The sequence below is a fragment of the Pseudomonas sp. H3_C08 genome (assembly GCF_054669455.1).
Genome location: NZ_CP162803.1, coordinates 5,088,035 through 5,111,217, shown reverse-complemented (window position 1 = coordinate 5,111,217; position 23,183 = coordinate 5,088,035). Strand labels below are relative to the sequence as shown.

General features: G+C 59.0%; 24 protein-coding genes. 19 read left to right on the top strand and 5 right to left on the bottom strand.

Annotation, left to right across the window (positions count from 1 at the left end; genetic code table 11):
- Nucleotides 1-8 precede the first annotated feature (8 nt).
- The 5 genes from pstA (at nt 9) to AB4N74_RS23390 (ending at nt 5,753) form a co-directional block, all read left to right on the top strand.
- Nucleotides 9-1,679 (top strand): phosphate ABC transporter permease PstA, encoded by a 1,671-nt coding sequence (gene pstA, locus AB4N74_RS23410; protein ID WP_093429625.1) that lies wholly within the window; start codon nt 9-11, stop codon nt 1,677-1,679.
- A 169-nt stretch (nt 1,680-1,848) separates the two neighbouring features.
- Nucleotides 1,849-2,682 carry a phosphate ABC transporter ATP-binding protein PstB gene (gene pstB, locus AB4N74_RS23405; RefSeq protein ID WP_093429626.1) on the top strand — a complete coding sequence of 278 codons (834 nt, stop codon included), beginning with the start codon at nt 1,849-1,851 and terminating at the stop codon, nt 2,680-2,682.
- A 71-nt stretch (nt 2,683-2,753) separates the two neighbouring features.
- Nucleotides 2,754-3,515 carry a phosphate signaling complex protein PhoU gene (phoU, locus tag AB4N74_RS23400; RefSeq protein ID WP_007954334.1) on the top strand — a complete coding sequence of 254 codons (762 nt, stop codon included), beginning with the start codon at nt 2,754-2,756 and terminating at the stop codon, nt 3,513-3,515.
- A 176-nt stretch (nt 3,516-3,691) separates the two neighbouring features.
- A complete protein-coding gene (locus tag AB4N74_RS23395) occupies nt 3,692-4,648 on the top strand; it encodes a response regulator (protein WP_093429627.1) in 957 nt (318 codons plus the stop codon).
- Nucleotides 4,649-4,856: 208 nt separating this feature from the next.
- The gene (locus AB4N74_RS23390) at nt 4,857-5,753 is read left to right on the top strand and encodes a peptidoglycan DD-metalloendopeptidase family protein (protein WP_093429628.1); all 897 of its coding nucleotides are present in this window, start codon (nt 4,857-4,859) and stop codon (nt 5,751-5,753) included.
- Between the two features lie 108 nt (nt 5,754-5,861).
- Here the strand turns inward: AB4N74_RS23390 and AB4N74_RS23385 are convergent, their stop codons facing one another.
- The 3 genes from AB4N74_RS23385 to phoB all read right to left on the bottom strand — a co-directional run bounded on the left by AB4N74_RS23385 (nt 5,862) and on the right by phoB (nt 9,375).
- On the bottom strand, nt 5,862-7,202 hold the full coding sequence (locus AB4N74_RS23385) for a hemolysin family protein (protein ID WP_007920256.1): 1,341 nt from the start codon (nt 7,200-7,202) through the stop codon (nt 5,862-5,864).
- Nucleotides 7,203-7,324: 122 nt separating this feature from the next.
- A complete protein-coding gene (gene phoR, locus AB4N74_RS23380; RefSeq protein WP_256573782.1) occupies nt 7,325-8,611 on the bottom strand; it encodes a phosphate regulon sensor histidine kinase PhoR in 1,287 nt (428 codons plus the stop codon).
- 74 nt (nt 8,612-8,685) lie between these two features.
- On the bottom strand, nt 8,686-9,375 hold the full coding sequence (gene phoB, locus AB4N74_RS23375; protein WP_007896474.1) for a phosphate regulon transcriptional regulator PhoB: 690 nt from the start codon (nt 9,373-9,375) through the stop codon (nt 8,686-8,688).
- Nucleotides 9,376-9,526: 151 nt separating this feature from the next.
- Here phoB and AB4N74_RS23370 point away from each other — a divergent pair, with 151 nt between their 5' ends.
- A complete protein-coding gene (locus AB4N74_RS23370) occupies nt 9,527-9,904 on the top strand; it encodes a COG4315 family predicted lipoprotein (protein ID WP_093429630.1) in 378 nt (125 codons plus the stop codon).
- A gap of 122 nt (nt 9,905-10,026) precedes the next feature.
- On the opposite strand, the gene ubiA is transcribed toward AB4N74_RS23370, so the two are convergent.
- Nucleotides 10,027-10,917 (bottom strand): 4-hydroxybenzoate octaprenyltransferase, encoded by an 891-nt coding sequence (ubiA, locus tag AB4N74_RS23365; protein ID WP_093429631.1) that lies wholly within the window; start codon nt 10,915-10,917, stop codon nt 10,027-10,029.
- Nucleotides 10,917-11,477: a chorismate--pyruvate lyase family protein gene (locus AB4N74_RS23360; protein ID WP_460097347.1), complete on the bottom strand. Its 561-nt coding sequence runs from the start codon at nt 11,475-11,477 to the stop codon at nt 10,917-10,919. The genes ubiA and AB4N74_RS23360 overlap by 1 nt, the downstream gene beginning before the upstream one ends.
- Before the next feature lie 201 nt (nt 11,478-11,678).
- Here AB4N74_RS23360 and AB4N74_RS23355 point away from each other — a divergent pair, with 201 nt between their 5' ends.
- The 13 genes from AB4N74_RS23355 to tssG all read left to right on the top strand — a co-directional run bounded on the left by AB4N74_RS23355 (nt 11,679) and on the right by tssG (nt 23,179).
- Complete coding sequence (locus tag AB4N74_RS23355; protein WP_093429633.1) at nt 11,679-11,846, top strand: rubredoxin; 168 nt, start codon at nt 11,679-11,681, stop codon at nt 11,844-11,846.
- A gap of 24 nt (nt 11,847-11,870) precedes the next feature.
- A complete protein-coding gene (locus tag AB4N74_RS23350) occupies nt 11,871-13,019 on the top strand; it encodes an NAD(P)/FAD-dependent oxidoreductase (protein ID WP_093429634.1) in 1,149 nt (382 codons plus the stop codon).
- A gap of 190 nt (nt 13,020-13,209) precedes the next feature.
- On the top strand, nt 13,210-13,485 hold the full coding sequence (locus tag AB4N74_RS23345) for an HU family DNA-binding protein (RefSeq protein ID WP_003213368.1): 276 nt from the start codon (nt 13,210-13,212) through the stop codon (nt 13,483-13,485).
- Nucleotides 13,486-14,124: 639 nt separating this feature from the next.
- Nucleotides 14,125-15,687 carry a type VI secretion system protein TssA gene (gene tssA, locus AB4N74_RS23340; protein WP_007920270.1) on the top strand — a complete coding sequence of 521 codons (1,563 nt, stop codon included), beginning with the start codon at nt 14,125-14,127 and terminating at the stop codon, nt 15,685-15,687.
- Nucleotides 15,688-15,719: 32 nt separating this feature from the next.
- Nucleotides 15,720-16,223 (top strand): type VI secretion system contractile sheath small subunit, encoded by a 504-nt coding sequence (tssB, locus tag AB4N74_RS23335; RefSeq protein ID WP_003229587.1) that lies wholly within the window; start codon nt 15,720-15,722, stop codon nt 16,221-16,223.
- 25 nt (nt 16,224-16,248) lie between these two features.
- The gene (tssC, locus tag AB4N74_RS23330; protein ID WP_016772499.1) at nt 16,249-17,724 is read left to right on the top strand and encodes a type VI secretion system contractile sheath large subunit; all 1,476 of its coding nucleotides are present in this window, start codon (nt 16,249-16,251) and stop codon (nt 17,722-17,724) included.
- Nucleotides 17,725-17,733: 9 nt separating this feature from the next.
- On the top strand, nt 17,734-18,141 hold the full coding sequence (tssE, locus tag AB4N74_RS23325) for a type VI secretion system baseplate subunit TssE (protein WP_093429635.1): 408 nt from the start codon (nt 17,734-17,736) through the stop codon (nt 18,139-18,141).
- Between the two features lie 19 nt (nt 18,142-18,160).
- A complete protein-coding gene (locus AB4N74_RS23320) occupies nt 18,161-18,592 on the top strand; it encodes a hypothetical protein (RefSeq protein ID WP_236427323.1) in 432 nt (143 codons plus the stop codon).
- An 11-nt stretch (nt 18,593-18,603) separates the two neighbouring features.
- Nucleotides 18,604-19,110: a PAAR domain-containing protein gene (locus tag AB4N74_RS23315; RefSeq protein WP_093429636.1), complete on the top strand. Its 507-nt coding sequence runs from the start codon at nt 18,604-18,606 to the stop codon at nt 19,108-19,110.
- Between the two features lie 4 nt (nt 19,111-19,114).
- Entirely contained in the window at nt 19,115-19,966 is an 852-nt protein-coding gene (locus AB4N74_RS23310) for a hypothetical protein (RefSeq protein WP_093429637.1), read from the top strand.
- A complete protein-coding gene (locus tag AB4N74_RS23305) occupies nt 19,963-20,340 on the top strand; it encodes a hypothetical protein (protein ID WP_093429638.1) in 378 nt (125 codons plus the stop codon). The genes AB4N74_RS23310 and AB4N74_RS23305 overlap by 4 nt, the downstream gene beginning before the upstream one ends.
- An 80-nt stretch (nt 20,341-20,420) precedes the next feature.
- Nucleotides 20,421-22,208 (top strand): type VI secretion system baseplate subunit TssF, encoded by a 1,788-nt coding sequence (tssF, locus tag AB4N74_RS23300; protein ID WP_093429639.1) that lies wholly within the window; start codon nt 20,421-20,423, stop codon nt 22,206-22,208.
- The gene (gene tssG / locus AB4N74_RS23295; protein WP_016985779.1) at nt 22,172-23,179 is read left to right on the top strand and encodes a type VI secretion system baseplate subunit TssG; all 1,008 of its coding nucleotides are present in this window, start codon (nt 22,172-22,174) and stop codon (nt 23,177-23,179) included. Before tssF ends, tssG begins: the two co-directional genes overlap by 37 nt.
- Nucleotides 23,180-23,183 lie beyond the last annotated feature (4 nt).

Here is a 23,183-nt window from a genome sequence, read left to right as displayed (position 1 = left end):
AGAAGTCTGTGAAACAGAACTCCCTGAAAGGATGGTTCAAGAGCGGCGCCCCGGGCGTCTGGATCAGCGGTGGCGCGGTGTCCATCGCGGTCATCATGACCATTGGCCTGCTGGCGGTGATTGCCGTGCGCGGTCTGGGTCACTTTTGGCCGGCGGACCTGGTCCACGCCAATTACGACGTACCGGGTCAGGCCAATCACCTGGTCGTCGGTGAAGTGGTGCAGAAAGAAGAAGTGCCCCGTGCCCGTCTGAAGAGCGCCGGTTTGCCGGTGCCTGATGCAGGTCCGGAATTCATGACCCGTGAGCTGATCAAGGTCGGCAACCGTGACCTGAACGGCAACGACTTTACCTGGATCGTCGGCGAGTGGCTGACCAATCAGACGACGCCTCCCGAGTTGATGGCGATCGAACGTCGCGAGTGGGGCAACTTCTACGGCTACCTGGTCAACGTCAAACAGGACGGCAAAGTCATCGCCGAAGGCGAGGCGGCATGGCCAGAGTTGCAAGCACGGATCAACCGTGTGAACGGTCTGGCGGCGCAACTGAAGTCGCTGGAAAAGACCGACATCGGTGCAATCAACGCAGGGCTGGAACGCATCCGTCTGCACGGTCGCAAACTGGAACTTGAAGGCAAGCTCGACGCCACCGCGCAGGCGGACATGGAGTCCGAGCGTGCCGAGCTGAATGCGCGTTATCAGGACATCGAAGCACGTCTGGCCGATCTGCATGCGCAGTTCAACCGTGATGCCTTGACCGCACGTGACGCCAACGGCAAAGAGATTGAAATCGGTCTGGGCAAAGTGGTTCACGCCTACCAGCCGAACGCGATGAGCACCTTCACCAAGCTCGGTTTCTACTTCAGCAAGATCTGGGAGTTCCTCTCGGACGACCCGCGTGAAGCGAACACTGAAGGCGGGATCTTCCCGGCGATCTTCGGCACCGTGATGATGACCCTGATCATGGCGATGATCGTCACCCCGTTTGGTGTGCTGGCGGCGGTGTACCTGCGTGAATACGCCAAGCAGAACACCCTGACGCGGATCATCCGTATCGCGGTGAACAACCTCGCCGGCGTTCCGGCGATCGTTTACGGCGTGTTCGGTCTGGGCTTCTTCGTTTACGTACTCGGTGGTTCGGTCGACCGTTTGTTCTTCCCCGAAGCACTGCCGGCGCCGACCTTCGGTACACCGGGTCTGCTCTGGGCCTCGCTGACCCTGGCGCTTCTGGCGGTGCCGGTGGTGATCGTGGCGACCGAGGAAGGTCTGGCGCGTATTCCGCGTACCGTGCGTGAAGGCTCGTTGGCCCTCGGCGCGACCAAGGCTGAAACCTTGTGGAAGATCGTCATCCCGATGGCCAGCCCGGCAATGATGACCGGCATGATCCTCGCCGTGGCCCGCGCCGCCGGTGAAGTGGCGCCGCTGATGCTGGTGGGTGTGGTGAAACTGGCGCCGTCGCTGCCGGTGGACGGCAACTACCCGTACCTGCACCTGGATCAGAAGATCATGCACTTGGGCTTCCACATTTATGACGTCGGCTTCCAGAGCCCGAACGTCGAAGCGGCGCGTCCGCTGGTGTATGCCACGGCGCTGTTGCTGGTACTGGTGATCGCGACGTTGAACCTGTCGGCGGTGTATATCCGCAACCACCTGCGCGAAAAATACAAAGCACTGGATAGCTAAGGACGACGCGAACCCTGTGGGAGCGAGCTTGCTCGCGAAGCTTTTGGCGGCCGTGAGGGCCCCTTCGCGAGCAAGCTCGCTCCCACATTGAATCGCGACCGCCGCAATATTGATGGAAGCTGCACCGAGCAGTGTTCCGAACCGAATTTGTTAGCACAGGGAGCCTCCCATGCAGCACGAAACACATACCCACGGCATCAACATGTCTGCCCTGGGCCGCGACAAGCAGAGCCTGAATCTCGAACAGGAAACCGTGGCCATCGAAGTACCCGGCCTGAGCCTTTACTACGGCGAGAAACAAGCGCTGTTCGACGTCAGCATGAACATCCCGAAACAGCGCGTGACCGCCTTCATCGGCCCGTCCGGCTGCGGTAAATCCACGCTGCTGCGCACCTTCAACCGCATGAACGACCTGGTTGACGGCTGCCGCGTAGAAGGCGCGATCAACCTCTACGGCAATAACATCTATCGCAAGGGCGAAGACGTTGCGGAGCTGCGTCGTCGCGTCGGCATGGTGTTCCAGAAGCCCAACCCGTTCCCGAAGACCATCTACGAAAACGTCGTTTACGGTCTGCGCATCCAGGGCATCAACAAGAAGCGCGTCCTCGACGAAGCGGTCGAGTGGGCGTTGAAAGGCGCGGCACTGTGGGACGAAGTCAAAGATCGTCTGCATGAATCGGCACTCGGCCTGTCCGGTGGTCAGCAACAGCGTCTGGTCATCGCCCGTACCATCGCGGTTGAGCCGGAAGTGCTGCTGCTCGACGAACCGTGCTCGGCCCTCGACCCGATCTCGACGCTGAAAGTCGAAGAGCTGATCTACGAGCTGAAGTCCAAGTTCACCATCGTTATCGTTACGCACAACATGCAACAGGCCGCGCGGGTGTCCGACTACACGGCGTTCATGTACATGGGCAAACTGGTGGAATTTGGCGACACCGATACCCTGTTCACCAATCCGGCGAAGAAGCAGACCGAAGACTACATCACCGGTCGTTATGGCTGACAGTTGCGGGTTATTCACAGAATTGACGCTGCGGCCCACCGCACCTTACCGGACGCTCCAAGGACGCCAACATGATTAGTAAAGAAGGCCTTACCCACCACATCTCCGCGCAGTTCAACGCTGAGCTCGAGGAAGTGCGCAGCCACCTCCTGGCCATGGGCGGGCTGGTCGAGAAGCAGGTCAACGACGCGGTGACCGCGCTGATCGAAGCCGACTCCGGTCTCGCTCAGCAAGTGCGCGAGATCGATGACCAGATCAACCAGATGGAACGCAACATCGACGAAGAATGCCTGCGCATTCTCGCCCGCCGTCAACCGGCGGCGTCTGACCTGCGTTTGATCATCAGCATTTCCAAGTCGGTGATCGACCTGGAGCGCATCGGTGACGAAGCGACCAAGATTGCTCGCCGTGCGATTCAATTGTGCGAAGAAGGTGAAGCGCCACGCGGTTACGTCGAGGTTCGCCATATCGGCGACCAGGTGCGCAACATGGTTCGCGATGCGCTGGACGCGTTCGCCCGTTTCGACGCCGATCTGGCGTTGTCGGTGGCGCAGTACGACAAGATCATCGACCGCGAATACAAGACCGCCCTGCGTGAGCTGGCGACCTACATGATGGAAGACCCGCGCTCTATCTCGCGGGTCTTGAGCATTATCTGGGTGCTGCGTTCGCTGGAACGCATCGGCGACCACGCACGCAACATCTCCGAATTGGTCATTTACCTGGTGCGCGGCACCGACGTGCGCCACATGGGCCTCAAACGCATGAAAGAAGAAGTTGAAGGCACAAGCGGCGAAACCGCTAATGTTCCGGGCGATGCTGACGATAAGTAAGATTGCCTGAGAAAAGCGCCCGGCCCTTTGGCCGGGCGTTTTTGTTTGTGCTTTTCATGGGCAGATTCGATTAAAAAGCAGCACCCGCGAACGAAAAGTCCCGGCGTGACTGAAGAGTTTTGGCAATGTGCCATCAGCCAGCGTTATGCTTGCCGGGATTTTAATAGGGGTGTTGGATGAGCAAGATCAGTGTGTTGGTCGTGGACGATGCTTCGTTCATTCGTGACCTGGTGAAAAAGTGCCTGCGTAATTACTTCCCGGGGATCCGCACCGAGGACGCCGTCAACGGTAAAAAGGCTCAGGCTATGCTGGCCAGGGAAGCATTCGACCTGGTCCTGTGCGACTGGGAAATGCCGGAAATGTCCGGGCTCGAACTGCTGACCTGGTGCCGCGAGCAAGACAACCTCAAGACCATGCCATTCGTCATGGTCACCAGCCGTGGCGACAAGGAAAACGTCGTGCAGGCGATTCAGGCCGGCGTTTCCGGCTACGTCAGCAAGCCGTTCACCAACGAGCAGCTGCTGACCAAGGTCAAACAGGCGCTGAACAAGGTCGGCAAGCTCGACACCCTGATGAACAGCGCGCCGACCAAGATGAACTCGGCGTTCGGCAACGATTCCCTGAGCGCCTTGACTGGCGGCAAGCCTGCCGTGGTCGGTGGTGCTCCGGCTGCGGCGGCGGTCAATCCGTTCGCCAAACCTGCCGTCGCTGCACCAGCGCCCGCTGCTGCGCCATCGCGCGGTCTGCTCAACAGCCCACCGGTTCAGGCTCCCGCCACGTCGAAAGCGCCGGTCGGTGGTCGCGGTCAGGGCCAATTGCGCCTGCCAAGCGGCACCCAGCAATGCGTGATCAAGGCCCTGAGCATCAAGGAAGCGTTGCTGGTGGTGAAACGCACCGAGACCCTGCCGCAGATCCTCGACAGCGCCGTACTCGACCTGGAGCAGGGCGACAACGCCGAAATCGCCCGTCTCAATGGTTACCTGCACGCCATCGTTGCGCATGAGCAGAAACCCGACAGCGACTGGCTGCAACTGACCTTCCGTTTCGTCGACCAGGACGCGCAGAAACTCGACTACATCTCCCGCCTGATCGCCCGCGGCACGGCGCAGAAGCACTTCGTTCCGGGCGCGTGATCTTCGTCGCCTGACACATCGCCTTCGCGAGCAGGCTCGCTCCCACCCTGGAATGCATTCCAAATGTGGGAGCGAGCCTGCTCGCGAAGGGGCCATTACTTGCACCACCAATCTCCCAGGCTGGCCAATTTGAAACATCTGTCGACTAGCCTGGTCTGCTTCACCTGCTAGGCTCATTCCCAGGCCTCACTTCGACAGACTTTTGCCCATGCTCGCGCGCCTGCTGTTTTTCTATGGTCTTTTCATGGCATCCACTTCGGCTGTGGCCATGACCATCTACAAATCCACTGATGCCAACGGCGTGGTGTCGTACAGCGACCGGCCGAGCAAAGGCTCGCAGGTGTTCGTGTTTCAGGACCGCATGGTCGAGCGCCTGGAACGGCAGGTTTACCTCGATATCAAGAAGCAGAAGGGCACAGACGTGGTCTTCGTGCGCAACGATTTGTATGCGCCGGTCAAAATTGCCTTGGCATTCACCGGGCTGAGCAATGTCCGCGGTGCGCCGGCGCAAACCATCCACCGGGTTTTGCCGGCGCGCAGCAACACGCGGTTGGCGTTGCTGACGGCGATATCCGGCAAGCAGCCGCTGGTGTATACGCCGCAGTTCTACTATTCCCTCGGTGACCCCACTGGTATCGCGCAGGGCTATCGCTATCCGCTGCCGTGGCGTGGCGGGCCGTTTCGTCTGAGTCAGGGCGCCAACGGTCAGTACAGTCACTATGGGCCGAAGAATCGCTATGCGATGGACATCGCCATGCCGGTAGGCACGCCGATCATTGCCGCGCGGGCCGGGGTGGTGGTGAAGACCGAGAATTCCCAGAGCGGGCGCGGTTCGGATGCGTCCGGCAATTTCGTGCGGGTACTGCATGACGACGGCACCATGGGCGTGTACCTGCACCTCAAGCAAGGTTCGGTGAGCGTGCGCGAAGGGCAACGGGTGGCGGTGGGCAGTCCGCTGGCGTTGTCAGGCAACACCGGCAACAGCAGCGGCCCGCACCTGCACTTTGTGGTGCAGCGCAATACCGGCGAGGGGCTGGTGTCGATTCCGTATCAGTTCATCCAGCCGCTGGGGGCGTTGCCCAACTTTGCGTTGGGCAAGCAATAAAGCAAAAAAGATCGCAGCCTGCGGCAGCTCCTACACAGGAATGCGATCCTGTAGGAGCTGCCGCAGGCTGCGATCTTTTAGCAGGCAACGCGGTTTCCCGCATTGCACTCAATCCAGCATCAACACCTTCGCCAGCACAATCTTCGGCCCTTTCATCTTCTTGATGATGATCCGCAGGCCTTCGACTTCCAGCACTTCTTCCTCTTCCGGCACCCGTTTCAGGGTTTCGTAGACCAGCCCGGCGAGGGTCTCGGCTTCGATGTGGTCGAGGTCGATGCCCAGCAGGCGTTCCACCTTGAACAGCGGCGTGTCGCCACGCACCAAGAGCTTGCCCGGCTGATAGGCGAGGATCCCGCGCTCAGCCTTGCGGTGTTCGTCCTGAATGTCACCGACCAGCACTTCCAGCACGTCTTCCATGGTCAGGTAGCCGATGATGTTGCCGTCAGCCTCCTCGACCACGGCGAAGTGCGAGCCGCCCTTGCGGAACTGCTCCAGCAGCTGCGACAGCGGCATATGGCGCGACACGCGCTCGAGGGGACGGGTCAGCTCAGCCAGGTTGAACGACTCGGGAATGTGGTCCAGCGCCGCCAGTTCCAGCAGCAGATCCTTGATGTGCAGCAGGCCGACGAACTCCTGGCGCTCGCTGTCGTACACCGGATAACGGCTGAACTTGTGGCGACGGAACATCGCGAGGATTTCTTTCAGCGGCGCGTTGAATTCGAGGGTGATCAGGTCTTCGCGGGAGTTGGCCCAGTCGACCACTTCCAGCTCGCCCATTTCCACCGCCGAGGCCAGAACGCGCATGCCCTGATCGCTCGGATCCTGGCCACGGCTGGAGTGCAGGATCAGTTTCAGTTCTTCGCGGCTGTAATGGTGTTCATGGTGCGGACCGGGTTCGCCTTGCCCTGCGATACGCAGAATCGCGTTGGCGCTGGCGTTGAGCAGGTAAATCGCCGGGTACATCGCCCAGTAGAACAGGTACAGCGGCACCGCCGTCCATAGCGAGAGCAGCTCGGGTTTGCGGATCGCCCAGGATTTCGGGGCCAGCTCACCAACCACGATGTGCAAGTACGAAATGATGAAGAACGCGGTGAAGAACGACACACCTTTGACGATCTCCGGCGACTGCACGCCGACCGCGCTCAGCAGCGGTTCGAGGATGTGTGCGAACGCCGGCTCACCGACCCAGCCAAGGCCAAGGGAGGCGAGCGTGATACCGAGCTGACAGGCCGAGAGGTATGCATCGAGCTGACTGTGCACGGTGCGCAGGATGTGCCCGCGCCAGCCGTTCTGATCAGCGATGGCCTCGACCCGGGTCGAGCGCAGTTTGACCATGGCAAATTCCGCCGCAACGAAAAAGCCGTTGAGCAAAACCAGGATCAGAGCAAAAAGGATCATGCCGAAATCGGCGAAAATTGTAGCGAGGGACAAGCCAGGGGAAGGGTCCATGATGGAGTTTTGCGGGTTCCGTGTGATTCAAGAGAGAGAAAAATCGCGCCTGAAAGGCAGGCACAAGTCAGCCAATGTAGCGGCTGACATGGCGATTGCCTAGTGGCGAGTGCCGGTCGGTCTTACTCGGCGGCGCTGATGGCCCGCGCCTGAGCCACCTGAGCTGGGGCGAAATGGCAGGTGAACGTGCTGCCGTGACCGGGCACGCTGCTGATTTCCATGCGTGCGCGGTGGCGCAGCAACACGTGTTTGACGATGGCCAGACCCAGCCCGGTGCCGCCGGTGTTGGAGTTGCGGCTGGAGTCGACGCGGTAGAAACGCTCGGTCAGGCGCGGCAGGTGTTTGCTGTCGATGCCGATGCCGGAATCCTGCACGCTCAGGTGTGCGCCTTGATCGTCACCCCACCAGCGAATGCGGATGTTGCCCTCGGCCGGGGTGTACTTCACCGCGTTGAACACCAGATTGGAAAACGCACTGCGCAACTCCGCCTCGCTGCCCTTGAGCAACAGGCCGGCATCGGCTTCGAGGCTGATGCGCTGGTTCTTCGCGCCCGACAATTGCTGGGCATCGCTCTTGATCGATTGCAGCAGGGTGTCGATCTGCACCGGATGATTGTCCGACGGATAATCGGTGGCTTCGAGTTTCGCCAGCAACAACAAATCGTTGAGCAGCGTCTGCATGCGCCCGCCCTGTTGTTGCATCTGCTGCAGCGCGCGACTCCAGCGCGGATTCACTTCCTCGACGTTGTCGAGCAGGGTTTCCAGGTAGCCGCAGATCACCGTCAGCGGCGTGCGCAACTCGTGGGAGACGTTGGCAATGAAATCTTTGCGCATCTGTTCCAACTGATGGATGCGCGTGACGTCGCGCACCAGCATCAAGTGTTCGTTGTTGCCGTAGCGGGTCAGGTACAGCTGAATGCGCACGCGATCGTTGGTCGGCGAGGGGATTTCCAGCGGCTCGGCGTAGCTCTCCTGCTCGAAGTACTCCTTGAAACGCGGATGGCGCACCAGGTTGGTCACCGGTTGGCCGCTGTCCTGGGGGGTCTTGAGGCCAAGCAAGGTTTCGGCGGCGCGGTTCCACCATTCCAGATTGCCGTCGCTGTCGAGCATGATCACCGCGTCTTTCAGCGCGGCGGTGGATTCCTGCACCCGGTCGATCACCGCTTGCAGACGCCCGCGCACGCGTTGGTCGCGGCGTTGCAGGTGGTAGATGCTGTCGAACACCTCGCCCCACAGGCCGTAGCCGTCGGGCGGTGCTTCGTCGGGTTGGTGCTGGCGCAGCCACTCGTGCAGACGCAGCAATTGCTTGAGTGTCCAGGCCAGATAAATCCCCAGGCCCGCCGCAAGGCTCCAGCCGTAATAGCCGGTGATCAGGCCGATCACCAGACACGCTGTGACTAGCAACAGCATGTGGCGGATCAGGGTGCCATGCCAGTTTTGATTCACGGAAAATACGGTCCTTGTCAGCGAGTCTGGCGGTCGGATCAGGCCTTGGTGGAAAACCGGTAGCCGGTGCCGCGCACGGTTTGTACCAGATTTTCGTAGGCGTCGCCGAGGGCCTTGCGCAAGCGCCGGATGTGCACGTCGACGGTGCGCTCTTCAACATAGACGTTGCCGCCCCAGACCTGATCCAGCAACTGGCCACGGGTGTAGGCGCGTTCCTGGTGGGTCATGAAGAATTGCAGCAGACGGTATTCGGTCGGGCCCATCTCGGCCGGTTTGCCGTCGATGGTCACGCGGTGGCTGATCGGATCAAGCAGCAGGCCGCCGACTTCGATCGGCGCTTCGCCGTCGGTCGGGCCGGCACGGCGCAGCACGGCTTTGAGGCGGGCGACCAGTTCGCGCGGGGAAAACGGTTTGGTGATGTAGTCGTCGGCGCCGACTTCCAGACCCTGGATCTTGTTGTCCTCTTCGCCCTTGGCGGTGAGCATGATGATCGGGATGTCCCCGGTCAGCTCGTCACGCTTCAGACGACGGGCCAGTTCGATGCCGGAGGTGCCGGGCAGCATCCAGTCGAGCAGGATCAGGTCCGGCTTGCGGTCGACGATGATGGCGTGGGCCTGCTGCGAGTTCTCGGCCTCGAGGCAGTCATAGCCGGCCATTTCCAACGCAACGGCGATCATTTCGCGAATGGGCGCTTCGTCGTCGACGATCAGAATGCTCCTGCCAACCATGCCTTAATCCTCTTGTCATTTAACTGTCTTGCGCCGCATTAGATAACGGAATTATTGCAGTCGTGTGACAGTATTTTAGTCCGGCGGCGATTGTGCAAATCCTCAACTAAGCTCTAAGTCCGAATCCTGACAACCACAAAAGAAGGTTTCCATGACTCAAATGACTGTTTCTTTCAAAGCCCTGCTGATGGCTGCTGCCCTGACGCTGCCTGGATTTGCCATGGCCGCCGAGCCGGCCATGATGAAGGACGGCATGATGGTCGATCACAAAGGCATGACCGTTTATACGTTCGACAAGGACGATGGCGGTAAATCGATGTGCAACGGCGATTGCGCGAAGAACTGGCCGCCGATGATGGCGCCGGCGGGGGCCAAGGCTGAAGGCAAATTCACCCCCATCAAGCGTGATGACGGCATGATGCAATGGGCATATGACGGCAAGCCGCTTTACACCTTCAAAATGGATGAAAAACCAGGCGACATGAAGGGGGAAGGGTTCAAGGACATGTGGCACATGCCGAAACACTGAGTCCTGCAGCAACTGCGTCCCTGTGGGAGCGAGCTTGCTCGCGAAGGCGTCGTCTCAGTCAGTCTATGTGGCAACTGACCCAACGCTTTCGCGAGCAAGCTCGCTGCCACAGGTTTGAATCTTCAGCGCAACGCGTAATCCAGCACGATCCCGACGAAAATCGCCAACCCGGCCCAGTGGTTGTGCAAAAACGCTTTGAAGCAGCGCATCCGGTCGCGATCCCGCGTGTACCAGAATTCCCACGCATAACACCCGGCAGCCACCAGCAGGCCAAGATGGAACCAGATGCCCAGCTCAAACTTGGATCCCGCCAGCATCAGGCAACCCAGCGACAATGCCTGCAAACTCAGGATGATCACCCGGTCCGCCTCGCCAAACAGAATTGCCGTGGATTTCACGCCAATCTTCAAATCGTCATCGCGATCGGTCATTGCGTAATAGGTGTCGTAACCCACCGTCCACAGCAGGTTGGCGATCCACAGCAGCCACGCTGCCGCCGGCAGTTCACCGGTCTCGGCCGTGAACGCCATCGGCATGCCCCACGAAAACGCCGCGCCCAGCACCACTTGCGGGTAATAGGTGTAGCGCTTCATGAACGGATATGTGAACGCCAACGCCAGGCCACCGAGCGACAGCCAGATCGTCGGCGCATTGGTGCACAGCACCAGCAGAAAACTCACGCCCATCAACAGCGCAAAGAACACCAACGCTTCTTTCGAACTGATCTTGCCGCTGGCCAGCGGTCGCTGCGCGGTGCGTTTGACGTGGCCGTCGACCTTGCGGTCGGCCCAGTCGTTGATCACGCAACCGCCGGCGCGGGTCAGTACCACGCCGAGGACGAAAATCACCACGTTGGCCAGCGACGGCGAGCCTTTGCCGGCAATCCACAGGGCCCAAAGGGTTGGCCACAGCAGCAGATAAATGCCGATCGGCTTGTCCATCCGGGTCAACTGAATGAAGTCCCACGCGCGCGGGTTCAAGCGGTTCAGCGACTTGAGCAGGCTCTGATACATCAGCAGTTCTCCGGATGGGCGCGAGCGGTGCGCCACAGGCTCGGCAGGAAGATTTCCGCGACCAGTACGCTCAATGCGCCACGGTCGAAACGTGAACGCCGACCCCACAACTCAGGCGCCTTCACGTCTGGCGGCAACCATTGTTCAGGGTAGTGGCACACTTCGATGGCGCGACGCTGGAACGCCTGATCGCAAAACAGCAATTCGCCCAGCGAACGGCTACCCAGTTCATCCATGTGCAAGCCGTCGCCTTGCAAGGCGGCGCGCGACGCCACGCTGCGGGCAAATACCCAGGCCTCGCCGTGACCGCGCAAATACACCTCGCGCACCCAGCCTTCGCTGCCTTCGGCCAGCTCCAGCGCCGCGCATTCGTCGGCGCGCAGAGTGTCCCAGCCTTCGAACAACGGCGTGACGCTGAAGCCATCATTGGACAGCCGGGTCAGTCGGCGGGTGAGGGAGCCTTCGTCGAACAGCCAGTCGAGGGTCACCGAATCGGGGAGGGGCGTCAGTCGGCTTTGGGTCAGCCAGAGCGGGGCCGGGCAGGCATTTGAATGTTGCACAATGAGTCATTATTGGCCGCAAATGAGGCGGCGAGCTTACCATGGCGAGCTGCGAGATTGATTGATCCGGGTCGCCGTTGCGCCGAACAGGCTTGCATCTGCCCGGCTCCATCAGTACAAAACGCCCTGAGCCGGATGGCAGCGCAACACCCATCGACCGTCCGCGCTGGCACCACGCCTGAACCCTGAGGAAGTACCTGAATGAAAAAGTGGCAATGCATCGTCTGTGGCCTGATCTACAACGAAGCCGAGGGTTGGCCGGATGACGGCATTGCGCCGGGCACCCGTTGGGAAGACGTACCGGCAGACTGGCTGTGCCCGGACTGCGGCGTCGGCAAGACGGACTTCGAAATGATCGAAATCAACTAAGCAAGAAAAACAAAGGAGTAAGGCATGAGCGCACCTGTCGTCATCGTTGGCACTGGCCTGGCGGGCTACAACCTGGCCCGCGAGTTTCGCAAGCTCGACAGCGAAACCCCGCTGTTGCTGATCACTGCTGATGACGGCCGCTCTTACTCCAAGCCGATGCTCTCCACCGGTTTCGGCAAGAACAAGGACGCCGACGGCCTGAGCATGGCCGAGCCGGGCACCATGGCCGAGCAGTTGAAGGCCGAAGTGCGCACGCACACGCGCATCAGCGGCATCGACGCTGGCCACAAGCGCCTGTGGATTGGCGAGGAGGCGGTCAGCTATCGCGACCTGATTCTCGCCTGGGGCGCGGAAACCGTGCGTGTGCCGATTGAAGGCGATGGCAGCGATCTGGTGTTCCCGATCAATGATCTCGAAGACTATGCGCGTTTCCGCGCCGCTGCGGCGGGCAAGCGTCGGGTGCTATTGCTCGGCGCTGGACTGATCGGCTGTGAGTTTGCCAACGACCTGATACTTGGCGGCTACGAAGTGCAACTGGTGGCGCCGTGCGAACAAGTCATGCCGATGCTGCTGCACCCGGCCGCTGCGGCGGCGGTGCAGGCCGGGCTGGAAAGCCTTGGTGCGAAATTCCACCTCGGCCCGGTACTGACCCGCCTGCAAAAAGTCGCCGACGGCCTGGAAGCGCACCTGTCCGACGGCCAGGTCATTCCTTGCGACGTGGTGGTTTCGGCCATCGGCCTGCGCCCGCGTATCGATCTGGCGGCGGCTGCCGGCGTGCAGGTCAATCGCGGCGTCGTGGTCGACCGGCACCTGAAAACCTCCCACGCCAATATTTACGCCCTGGGCGACTGCGCCGAGGTCGACGGATTGAATCTGCTGTACGTGATGCCCCTGATGAGTTGCGCGCGCGCGCTGGCGCAAACCCTCGCTGGAAACCCTACTGCCGTGAGCTACGGCCCGATGCCGATCACCGTAAAAACCCCGGTGTGCCCGCTGGTGGTTTCGCCACCACCACGGGGCAGCGAAGGTGTGTGGACCGTCGAAGGTCTGGGCGCCGACATCAAGGCGCTGTGCCACGGTGCCGATGGGCAGTTGCTCGGTTATGCGCTGACGGGTGCAGCGGTGATGGAAAAACTCGCCCTGAACAAACAGCTTCCGGCGCTGCTGGCGTAAATACCGGTCGTTCTGTCGGAATCACCCCGCTTTTGCCCCTACAAAGGTCGCGTGGAGACTGGCGCCGCCGGTATCCGCGTGCCATTCTCACTCCCGTCTGCCGCAGAGTAGAGCCTGCGGCGCCTTGGGCGCTGTTCCAACGAGAACAGCACGGACATAACAACAAAAAACCGTCAAAGGGGCTTCACTAATGCGTAAACCAGAACTCGCCGCTGCAATCGCTGAAAAAGCAGATCTGACCAAAGAACAGGCCAACCGCGTACTCAACGCCGTTCTCGAAGAAATCACCGGCGCTCTGCACCGCAAGGACAGCGTGACGCTGGTCGGCTTCGGCACCTTCCTGCAACGCCACCGCGGCGCCCGCACCGGCAAAAACCCGCAGACCGGCGAACCGGTTAAAATCAAGGCCAGCAACACTGTTGCGTTCAAGCCAGGCAAATCGTTGAAAGACAGCGTAAATCCTTAATTGCGGCGAACTCCTCGAATAACGGGGAGAACCGCTGAAAAAATGGGCACACCGATTGCGGTCGGGTGCCCATTTTTTATGCCTGCCTATTTGTTATGCCCTGCAGCAATAATAAAGCCACGTAATCAATTGCATTGGTTGGCTATCGATCTGCCTCACACTTAAATCAATACCCTATATATAAAAGCCATCATAGTGATGGCACTTTTGCCATTGTTGGTTGTCTCGCTGTGGATTGTTGAAACAACACTGAAATCTTTCGGAATCATCCTACATCCGTTTTTTTCAAAACCCGTCATGCTCCGCGCCATTGTCGTCGGCCCCGGTCTTCGGTGATCACCGCAGATTGGAACGATCGCTCTAAATCAGGGTTTTCAGGTGTTTCGTGCAGCTGCGTATATATGAAGACGGCATCGGGGATTCCCTGACTGAATATAGGGAAACCTCCTACAACAAACAAAGAACAGTTCGTCTTGTTGTTTAATCAGATGCTTGCTAGTGGCCATCATAGTGATTACGATGCGCCCACTTGAAAGAGCACATCTCAATTGGATGAGTCGCTTCACCGCTCTTCGATACTGTCCCGCGCCGCGGTAACTCCAATAGGCGCCTGACTGTAATCCTTAATAAAGGCCATGGATGTCCTACTCAAGCAAACTTTCCGCCCATTACCTCGAACTCGCTAAAGTCTCTGTTTCCAAAGAGAATTTCGCGGGCGAAGACGTTCGTTTTTCGAGCGAATTCGAGGCCTTGGAAAGTGAGCTGGCCAAAGCCTCGTCGATGCACGAAAGCGGGCAGATCGACTGGCTGAAAATTCGCGAAAACAGCGAAAATCTGCTGCGTACCCAATCCAAGGATTTACGTGTCGGCGCCTGGCTGACCTGGTCGCTGTACCAGCGCGAATCCTTCCCCGGGCTGCTGGCCGGCCTCGGTCTGCTGCACCATCTGTCGGAAAACAACTGGGCCGACGTTCACCCGCTCAAACCCCGTACTCGTGCCGCCGCGATCGGCTGGCTGGTGCCGCGTCTCGAGCAAGTCATCACCGAAAACATTGCGATCAAAGAGCAGTTGCCGATGTTCCGGCAGCTCTCCGAGCACCTGTCCGGCCTTGAAGCGGCGTGTGCCGAGCATCTGGGCGATGATTCGCCGTTGCTGCTGCCGATCTCCCGTCGCCTGAAAACCATGATCCAGCGCGCGGCCGACAACCAGCCGGCCCCCGGTGTAGTCGGTGCGGCGGTGGCGCAGGTCAAACAGGCCGCGAGCCAGTTGCTCACCCCCGGCGCACCGATCGACAACGAACGAGATGCGCACAAAGCCCTGCGCGCGCAACAGGAAAGCGCCCGGCCATTGTGTGCCTGGTGGCTCAAGCAGAAAGCCACCGACCTGCGCGCCCTGCGCCTCAATCGCACACTGCTGTGGATGACCATCGACGCGGTGCCCGAGCGCAACGCCGAGCAGATCACCGTGTTGCGCGGCCTGCCACTGGAAAAGCTCAAGCTCTATCAGGACCGTTTCGATCAGGGCAAATACGCCGACCTGCTGGTGGAACTGGAGGCGAGCCTGGCGAAGGCGCCGTTCTGGTTCGATGGGCAGAGGATGGTCTGGGAGTGTCTCCAGAACCTCAACGCCGAATTGGCAATGCGCGAAGTGGAGATCCACTTCGCGCTTTTGGTTCAACGGCTGCCCGGCATTGTCGAGTTGCGCTTCCATGACGGCGCGCCGTTTGCCGATCCGTCCACCCGGGCGTGGATCGCCGCCAACGTCATGCCGCACCTGCAAAGCGCCAGCGCGCCGCGCAAGGTCGAAAGCGAAAACGTCGAAACCCAGCCGGCCTGGGAAAAGGCGCTCGAAGAAGTCCTGCCGCTGCTGCGCAAGGAAGGCCTGAAGCCTGCCGTGCAGACCCTCAAGCAGGGTTTGCAATCCGCTCACGGCGGCCGCGAACGTTTCTTCTGGCAGTTCGCCCTCGCGCGCCTGTGCTTCATGGCCAAGAAATACGAACTGGCCAAGAACCAGCTGGAAACCCTCGATCAAACATTACAGGACTCAGGCCTGCACGCCTGGGAGCCCGATCTTGCATTGGAAGTGCTGCATTTACTGCATAGCTGCTGCGAGTTGTTGCCGCAGAACCATGCCGTACGTGAACGCAAGGAAGAGATTTATCGCAGGCTGTGCCACCTCGACCTCGAAGTGGTACTCGAATAGGCCCCAGGGCCACAACCGCAAGGAGAAAAGCCATGGCCAAAGAAGGCTCGGTAGCCCCCAAGGAACGCATCAACGTCACCTTCAAACCCGCCACCGGCGGTGCTCAGGAAGAGATTGAACTGCCGCTGAAGCTGCTGGCAATCGGTGACTACACCCACCGCAAGGACGATCGCAAAATCGAAGATCGCAAGCCGATCAGCATCGACAAGATGACCTTCGACGAAGTGTTGGCCAAGCAAGAGCTGGGTCTGACGCTGAGCGTGCCGAACCGTCTGCAGGAAGATGGCGAGGCCGACGAGCTGGCTGTGCAACTGCGCGTCAATTCGATGAAGGACTTCAACCCGGCCAGCCTGGTCGAGCAAGTGCCTGAGCTGAAAAAACTGATGGAACTGCGCGATGCGCTGGTGGCCCTCAAAGGCCCGCTGGGTAACGCACCTGCGTTCCGTAAAGCGATCGAAGGCGTGCTCGCCGACGACGAATCCCGCGGTCGCGTACTCGGTGAGCTGGGCCTGAACGCCGCAGCCCCGGACGCCTGAGACTCCAGCCAAGGAAGCCAACACAATGAGCACTAGCGCAGCACAAGAGAAGAGCGCCGCCAGCGGCGAATACAGCATTCTCGACAGCATCATCGCCGAAACCCGTCTGACTCCGGACGACGAAGCCTACGACATCGCCAAGCGCGGTGTGTCGGCCTTCATCGAAGAACTGCTCAAGCCGCAGAACAACGGTGAGCCGGTCAAGAAGGCCATGGTTGACCGCATGATCGCCGAGATCGATGCCAAGCTCAGCCGTCAGATGGACGAGATCCTGCACCACCCGGATTTCCAGGCGCTGGAATCGTCGTGGCGTGGTCTGCAGTTGCTGGTTGACCGCACCAACTTCCGCGAAAACATCAAGATCGAAATCCTCAACGTCTCGAAAGAAGACCTGCTGGACGATTTCGAAGACTCGCCGGAAGTCATGCAGTCGGGCCTGTACAAGCATATCTACACCGCTGAATACGGCCAGTTCGGTGGTCAGCCTGTGGGCGCGATCATCGCTAACTACTACATGTCGCCAAGCTCGCCAGACGTCAAGCTGATGCAATACGTGGCCAGCGTTTCGTGCATGTCGCACGCACCGTTCATCGCTGCCGCCGGCCCGAAATTCTTCGGCCTGGAAAGCTTCACCGGCCTGCCGGATCTGAAAGATCTGAAAGACCACTTCGAAGGCCCGCAATTCGCCAAATGGCAGAGCTTCCGTACTTCGGAAGACTCCCGTTATGTTGGCCTGACCGTGCCGCGTTTCCTGCTGCGTAACCCGTACGATCCGGAAGAAAACCCGGTCAAATCGTTCGTGTACAAGGAAACTGTTGCCAACAGCCACGAGCACTACCTGTGGGGCAACACCGCTTACGCGTTCGGCACCAAGCTGACCGACAGCTTCGCCAAATTCCGCTGGTGCCCGAACATCATCGGCCCGCAGAGCGGTGGCGCAGTTGAAGACCTGCCGTTGCACCATTTCGAAAGCATGGGCGAAATCGAAACCAAGATCCCTACTGAGGTTCTGGTTTCCGACCGTCGTGAATACGAACTGGCCGAGGAAGGCTTCATCTCCCTGACCATGCGTAAAGGCTCCGACAACGCGGCGTTCTTCTCCGCCAGCTCGGTGCAGAAGCCGAAGTTCTTCGGCATCAGCGCAGAAGGCAAGGCCGCAGAGCTGAACTACAAGCTCGGCACCCAACTGCCGTACATGATGATCGTCAACCGCCTGGCTCACTACTTGAAAGTGCTGCAGCGCGAGCAACTCGGTTCGTGGAAAGAGCGTACCGACCTCGAGCTGGAACTGAACAAGTGGATCCGTCAGTACGTTGCCGACCAGGAAAACCCGAGCGCCGAAGTGCGTGGCCGTCGTCCGCTGCGCGCTGCGCAAGTGATCGTCAGCGACGTTGAAGGCGAGCCGGGCTGGTACCGCGTGAGCTTGAACGTGCGTCCGCACTTCAAGTACATGGGTGCCGATTTCACCCTGTCGCTGGTTGGCAAGCTGGACAAAGAGTAAGAGCGACTCATGGACGGATACGGCAGCCTGTTCGAACGCCTCAATGGCGACGCGCAACTACGCAAGGGCAACAGCCTTGAGGCTTGTGCCATGGCGTCAGTGGCTGCCCATCTGGCCAAAATGCTCAGCACCCGGGCCGGCAGCGTGCAAACGCTGTCCGACTACGGGTTGCCCGATCTCAATGACATGCGTCTGAGCCTGCACGACTCCCTGAGTCAGGCCCGTCTGGCCATCGAAAACTTCATCGAAGCCTACGAGCCGCGCCTGAGCAACGTGCGTGTCATTTCCCTGCCGCGTGACCACGATCAGCTTCGCCTCGCCTTCAGCATCGAAGGCCTGCTGGAAGTAGAAGGGTTCAAGCGTCAGGTCAGTTTTTCCGCGCGCCTGGATGGCAGCGGACAAGTGAAGGTGAATTAGGACCATGCGAGGGAGCGCCGTGAATTTAGGTCTTTTGGCAAAGTTGGGGCGTAGCGCTTTGCTGTTTCTAGCCCTGACGGCCACTGTCCTGATTTCAATTGCCTGTTACGTGAAAACGACGGCAGCACGGCTGGCTCACGAGTACTCGATTGTCTGGAACGGCAATGGTACGTGCTCCATCCGTTCCTACATTCCGCAGTACTCAGCCTTCGGCATACCGGGAAAGCTTTTCAAGCTATTCGCCAGCGAAGCCTTTTTCCGCGTTTATGCAAAAGACGGCACGTTGCTGAAGTCGTCCGAATGGCTGCTCTGGCAGAACGAGTTCACCACCGATGAACGCTCGCAGTGGGTATACGGTCACGCGATCTACCCGACAGCGACGGGTTATGAGGGCTGGAATATTCCGGCGTGTGCTCAAGAAATGAATAGTCATCAAGCCAAGGTCAACTAAGGAGAACCCCGATGTCTGGCAAACCCGCGGCACGTGTATCCGACCCCACCGCTTGCCCGCTCCCCGGTCACGGCACCAATCCGATCGCCGCCGGTTCCGGCGACGTGTTCTTCGACGGCCTCGCGGCCGCCCGCCAGGGCGATGCCTCGGCGTGTGGTGGTGCGATGTCGGGAGGTTTGGCGACCACTGTGTTGATCAACGGCAAACCTGCCGCGACGGTTGATTCGGTGGGTACGCATGGCAACAAGGTTACGGCTGGATCCGGGACGGTGATTATCGGGAATTCGCATTCGCCGGCGCCGTTTGTGCCGCCGGAGCCCGTTGTTATTCCTGGGATCTTCAACCGAGTTTTTTCCTTTCATGCAGCGGACGGACAACCAATCGCGAACTTGAATTACAGAATGGTTTCTGAGAGTGGATTAGAAAAAGCAGGATGTTCGTCGGCAGCTGGGGGCACGGGGTGTTTCTCCACTGGTAAACAAGGCGAGATGGTTACCATCTACGTGTCGGCGGAGTAATCGCGTGGAAACCTCTATTGTTATCGACGGCATCGCACATGTTTTCGAGACCTCCGATGGAAAAACGGAGCTGAAAATTAAAGCCGAAACTACGCCGAGTGAAGATAAAGAACCGAAAAAGCTTCCTTTGCCAAATGTTTGGCTGATAACCAGAGGCAATGGCGTGCCTCTTTTTGCTGTAAAACCGAATGCATCAGATGTTCAGTTCAGAATCATGACGGCTGAAAAGCTCTATGCGGAAGCCATCCAATGGTTTGAGCCTCTAGCTGATAACTACCGGGAAAAGGTATGGGTGAATCCCGAGTCTAAAACTGCCGGCACGGACGCATACAATGCTTATAAACAATTTACCTGGGCAGAAATTATAAAGTTTGCAATTGTTGACAGAATGTCAATTAGCTTCGCTCCCAGAATGCCCGGTGATTGGAAAAATAGTTCAGAGGGCGGCGCCGGATTTATAATGGTGATGATCGAGGGCGAGCCCTATTGGACTGACGGTGTTGGACAAATACCGTTCTCGACCGATACCTACCGTTTATATTTGGAAGAAACCAAGTCTTCGGAAACGGCTATCAAGAAAACCGTTGAAACCGGTATGACGTATGGTGATGGTATCCCTATATTTCCGAAGGAGGACAAAACCAACGAATACGATAACTACATGGTGCTGCGCGGTGCTTTGTGGGCCTCTGAAAATTTTGAGCTACGCACTGAAACTATAAGAGTATTTGCTGGGCGAATGGGCTATCGCGAAAAAGTGGTGACCAGCACAGTTTACCTCGGCGTTTCCGATCAGAAATTGAGAAGCTCCATCACTCAGGGCTCTGTAGATAAGTATGGAGAGTGGAAGAGATGATGACGAGGATAGCAGCGGGCTTGCTCGTGCACTTTTTTGCCTGCGTCGTTTATGTTGTTGTTAATTATTACGGGGTCTCTCTGTATAAAGTTTCATTTGGTGGTTTGACGTCTCGTGGCGCTTCCATTGGGATTGCCATGTATATGATTTTTTACCTATTTGTTTTTGCTAATTTATTGGTTGCTATAATTCCAAGGCTATTTTTTAAGTTTAGTATTGTTGTTTTAATGGTTTCGATGATATTGCTTTACTTGTTGCCGCTTTATCCCGTTCGAGCGGTCGCCTATAGCATTCTTACAGGTGGGCTCACTGCTCTGGCGATATGGGTGGCTGGTAAGTTTGAACGGTTCTTGCTAGCTCGGAGTACGAAATGATTTTTTTTGTTTTCCCATATTTGCGCTCTCAGTCGCTTTCAGTTTGCAAATCAAACGAATAAATACCCAGGCAGCCATACATGTCCTTTAACCACTACTACCAAAGCGAACTCACCGCACTGCGCCAACTCGGTCGCCGTTTCGCCGAGCGTAGTCCGGCGTTGGCGCCGTATCTGGGCCAGGCCGGGCGGGATCCGGACGTGGAGCGGTTGCTCGAAGGCTTTGCGTTTCTGACTGGGCGTCTGCGCCAGAAGCTCGATGACGAGCTGCCGGAACTCAGCCATTCGCTGATGCAATTGCTGTGGCCGAACTACATGCGCCCGCTGCCGGCGTTCAGCATTTTGCAGTTCGATCCGCTCAAGCGTTCCGGGCCGGCGTTGCGCGTCGAGCGCGATACGCCGATTGAAAGCAAGCCGATCGAAGACGTGCGTTGCCGCTTCCGTACTTGTTACCCGACTGACGTGCTGCCGCTGGATCTGGCCGCGCTGAATTACTCGGTGAAGGGTGACGGCTCGCTGCTCAGCCTGCGTCTGGAAATGAGTGCCGACGGTCACCTCGGTGAGCTGGAACTGAGCAAACTGCGTCTGCACTTTGCCGGCGAGCGCTACATCAGCCAGATGCTCTACCTGAGCCTGTTGCGCAACCTTGAAGGCATCGAACTGATCCCGCTCGACGGCGCCGGCAAACCGATTGATGGCGTCAGCGGCAAGCCGATGGCGTTCAAGATTCCCGGTGATCGGGTCAAACCGGTGGGCTTTGCCGAAGAAGAGGCGTTGATCCCGTATCCGCTGAACACCTTCCGCGGCTATCGCTACCTGCAGGAATACTTCGCCTTCCAGGACAAGTTCCTGTTCGTCGATGTGAATGGTCTGGACATCATCAACGCGCTGCCGGAGGACACCCTCAAGCAGATGCGCGGCCTCGAATTGCGCTTCGATATTCGCAAGAGCGGCATCATGCGCATGCGGCCGACCCTGGATAACGTCAAGCTGTTCTGCACGCCGATTGCCAACCTGTTCGCCCACGACGCACTGCCGATTCGCCTCGACGGCAAACAGGATGAATACCTATTGCTGCCGGCGGAATACGATCTGGAAAACTGCGGTGTGTTCTCGGTGGAAACCGTGACCGGCTGGAAGCCCGGCGGCCTCGGTTATCAGGAGTACGTGCCGTTCGAATCCTTCGAGCACGACCCGAGTTTCGACGTGCCCAACAGCCGTCCGCATTACAGCATCCGCCAGCGTTCGTCCTTGCTGCACGACGGCCTCGACACCTACCTGAGCTTCGGTATTCGCCATACCGAAGCCCACGAAACCCTGTCGATCGAGCTGATGTGCACCAACCAGAACCTGCCGCGCAAGCTCAAGCTCGGCGACATCTGCATGGCCAGTGAAGAGACGCCGGAGTTCTTGAGCTTCCGCAACATTACCCCGGCCACTTCCAGCTTCGCGCCACCGCTGAACCGTGACTTCCTGTGGAAGCTGATCAGCAACATGTCGCTTAACTATCTGTCGCTGGCCGACGTCAATGCGTTGAAGGTGATTCTCGAGACCTACGACTTGCCGCGCTACTACGACCAGCACGCGGAGAAGGTCAGCAAACGCCTGCTCGGCGGCCTCAAGCACATCAAGCATCACCACGTCGACCGCTTGCACCGTGGGTTGCCGGTGCGCGGTTTGCGCACCGAACTGACCATCGACCCGGAAGGGTACATCGGCGAAGGCGACCTGTTCGTCTTCGCTTCGGTTCTTAACGAGTTTTTCGCGCTTTACGCCAGTCTCAATTCATTCCATGAGCTGCGCGTAAAAAGCACACAGGGAGAGGTGTACCAATGGACACCACGTATGGGCCTGCAGCCCCTGCTTTAAGCGGGCTGACCAAGGTAATACGCGAGTACTCGCTGTTTCAGGCCGTGCTGCTGGTGATCGACCGGCTGCGCGAGGCACACCCGCACCTGAGCGAAGACGATCTGTACGACCACGTGGAGTTTCAGGCCAACCCGAGCCTGGGCTTTCCGCGCAGCGACGTCGATCGTGTGGAGTTTTTCGAAGAGCACGGGCAAATGCGCGCGCGCATGCGTTTCAACCTGATCGGCCTGGTCGGCTCGGGTTCGCCGCTGCCGGCGTTCTACGGCGAACAAGCCCTGGGCGATAGCGAAGACGGCAACCCGACGCGCAATTTCCTCGACCTCTTTCACCATCGCCTGCAACGGCTGATGCTGCCGATCTGGCGCAAGTATCGCTATCGCGCGAGCTTCCAGAGCGGCGCGATCGACCCGTTCTCTTCGCAGCTGTTTGCCCTGATCGGCCTCGGTGGTGAAGAGATCCGCAAGGCCAAGGAACTCAACTGGAAACGTCTGCTGCCGTACCTAGGCCTGCTCAGCTTGCGTGCGCACTCGGCGGCGCTGATCGAAGCCGTGCTGCGTTACTACTTCAAGCACGAAGACCTGGTCATCGAGCAGTGCATCGAGCGCCGCGTGGAAATTCTCGAAGAGCAGCGCAATCGTTTGGGCCGCGCCAACAGCCTGCTCGGCGAAGACCTCGTGCTCGGCGAACACGTGCGCGACCGCAGCGGCAAATTCCGCATTCACATCACCGAACTCGACTGGCAGCGATTCCATGAATTCCTGCCGATCGGTTTCGGTTACCAGCCGCTCTGCGCGCTGGTGCGGTTCACCTTGCGTGACCCGCTCGATTACGACATTCGCCTGGTCCTGCGCCAGGAAGAAATCCGCGAACTGCGCATCGGTGAGCAGAACGCCTGTCGCCTCGGTTGGACCAGTTGGCTGGGCCGCGAAAAAGCGGACGGCGTGGTAACCCTGGGCAGCAAAATTCATTAAGGAC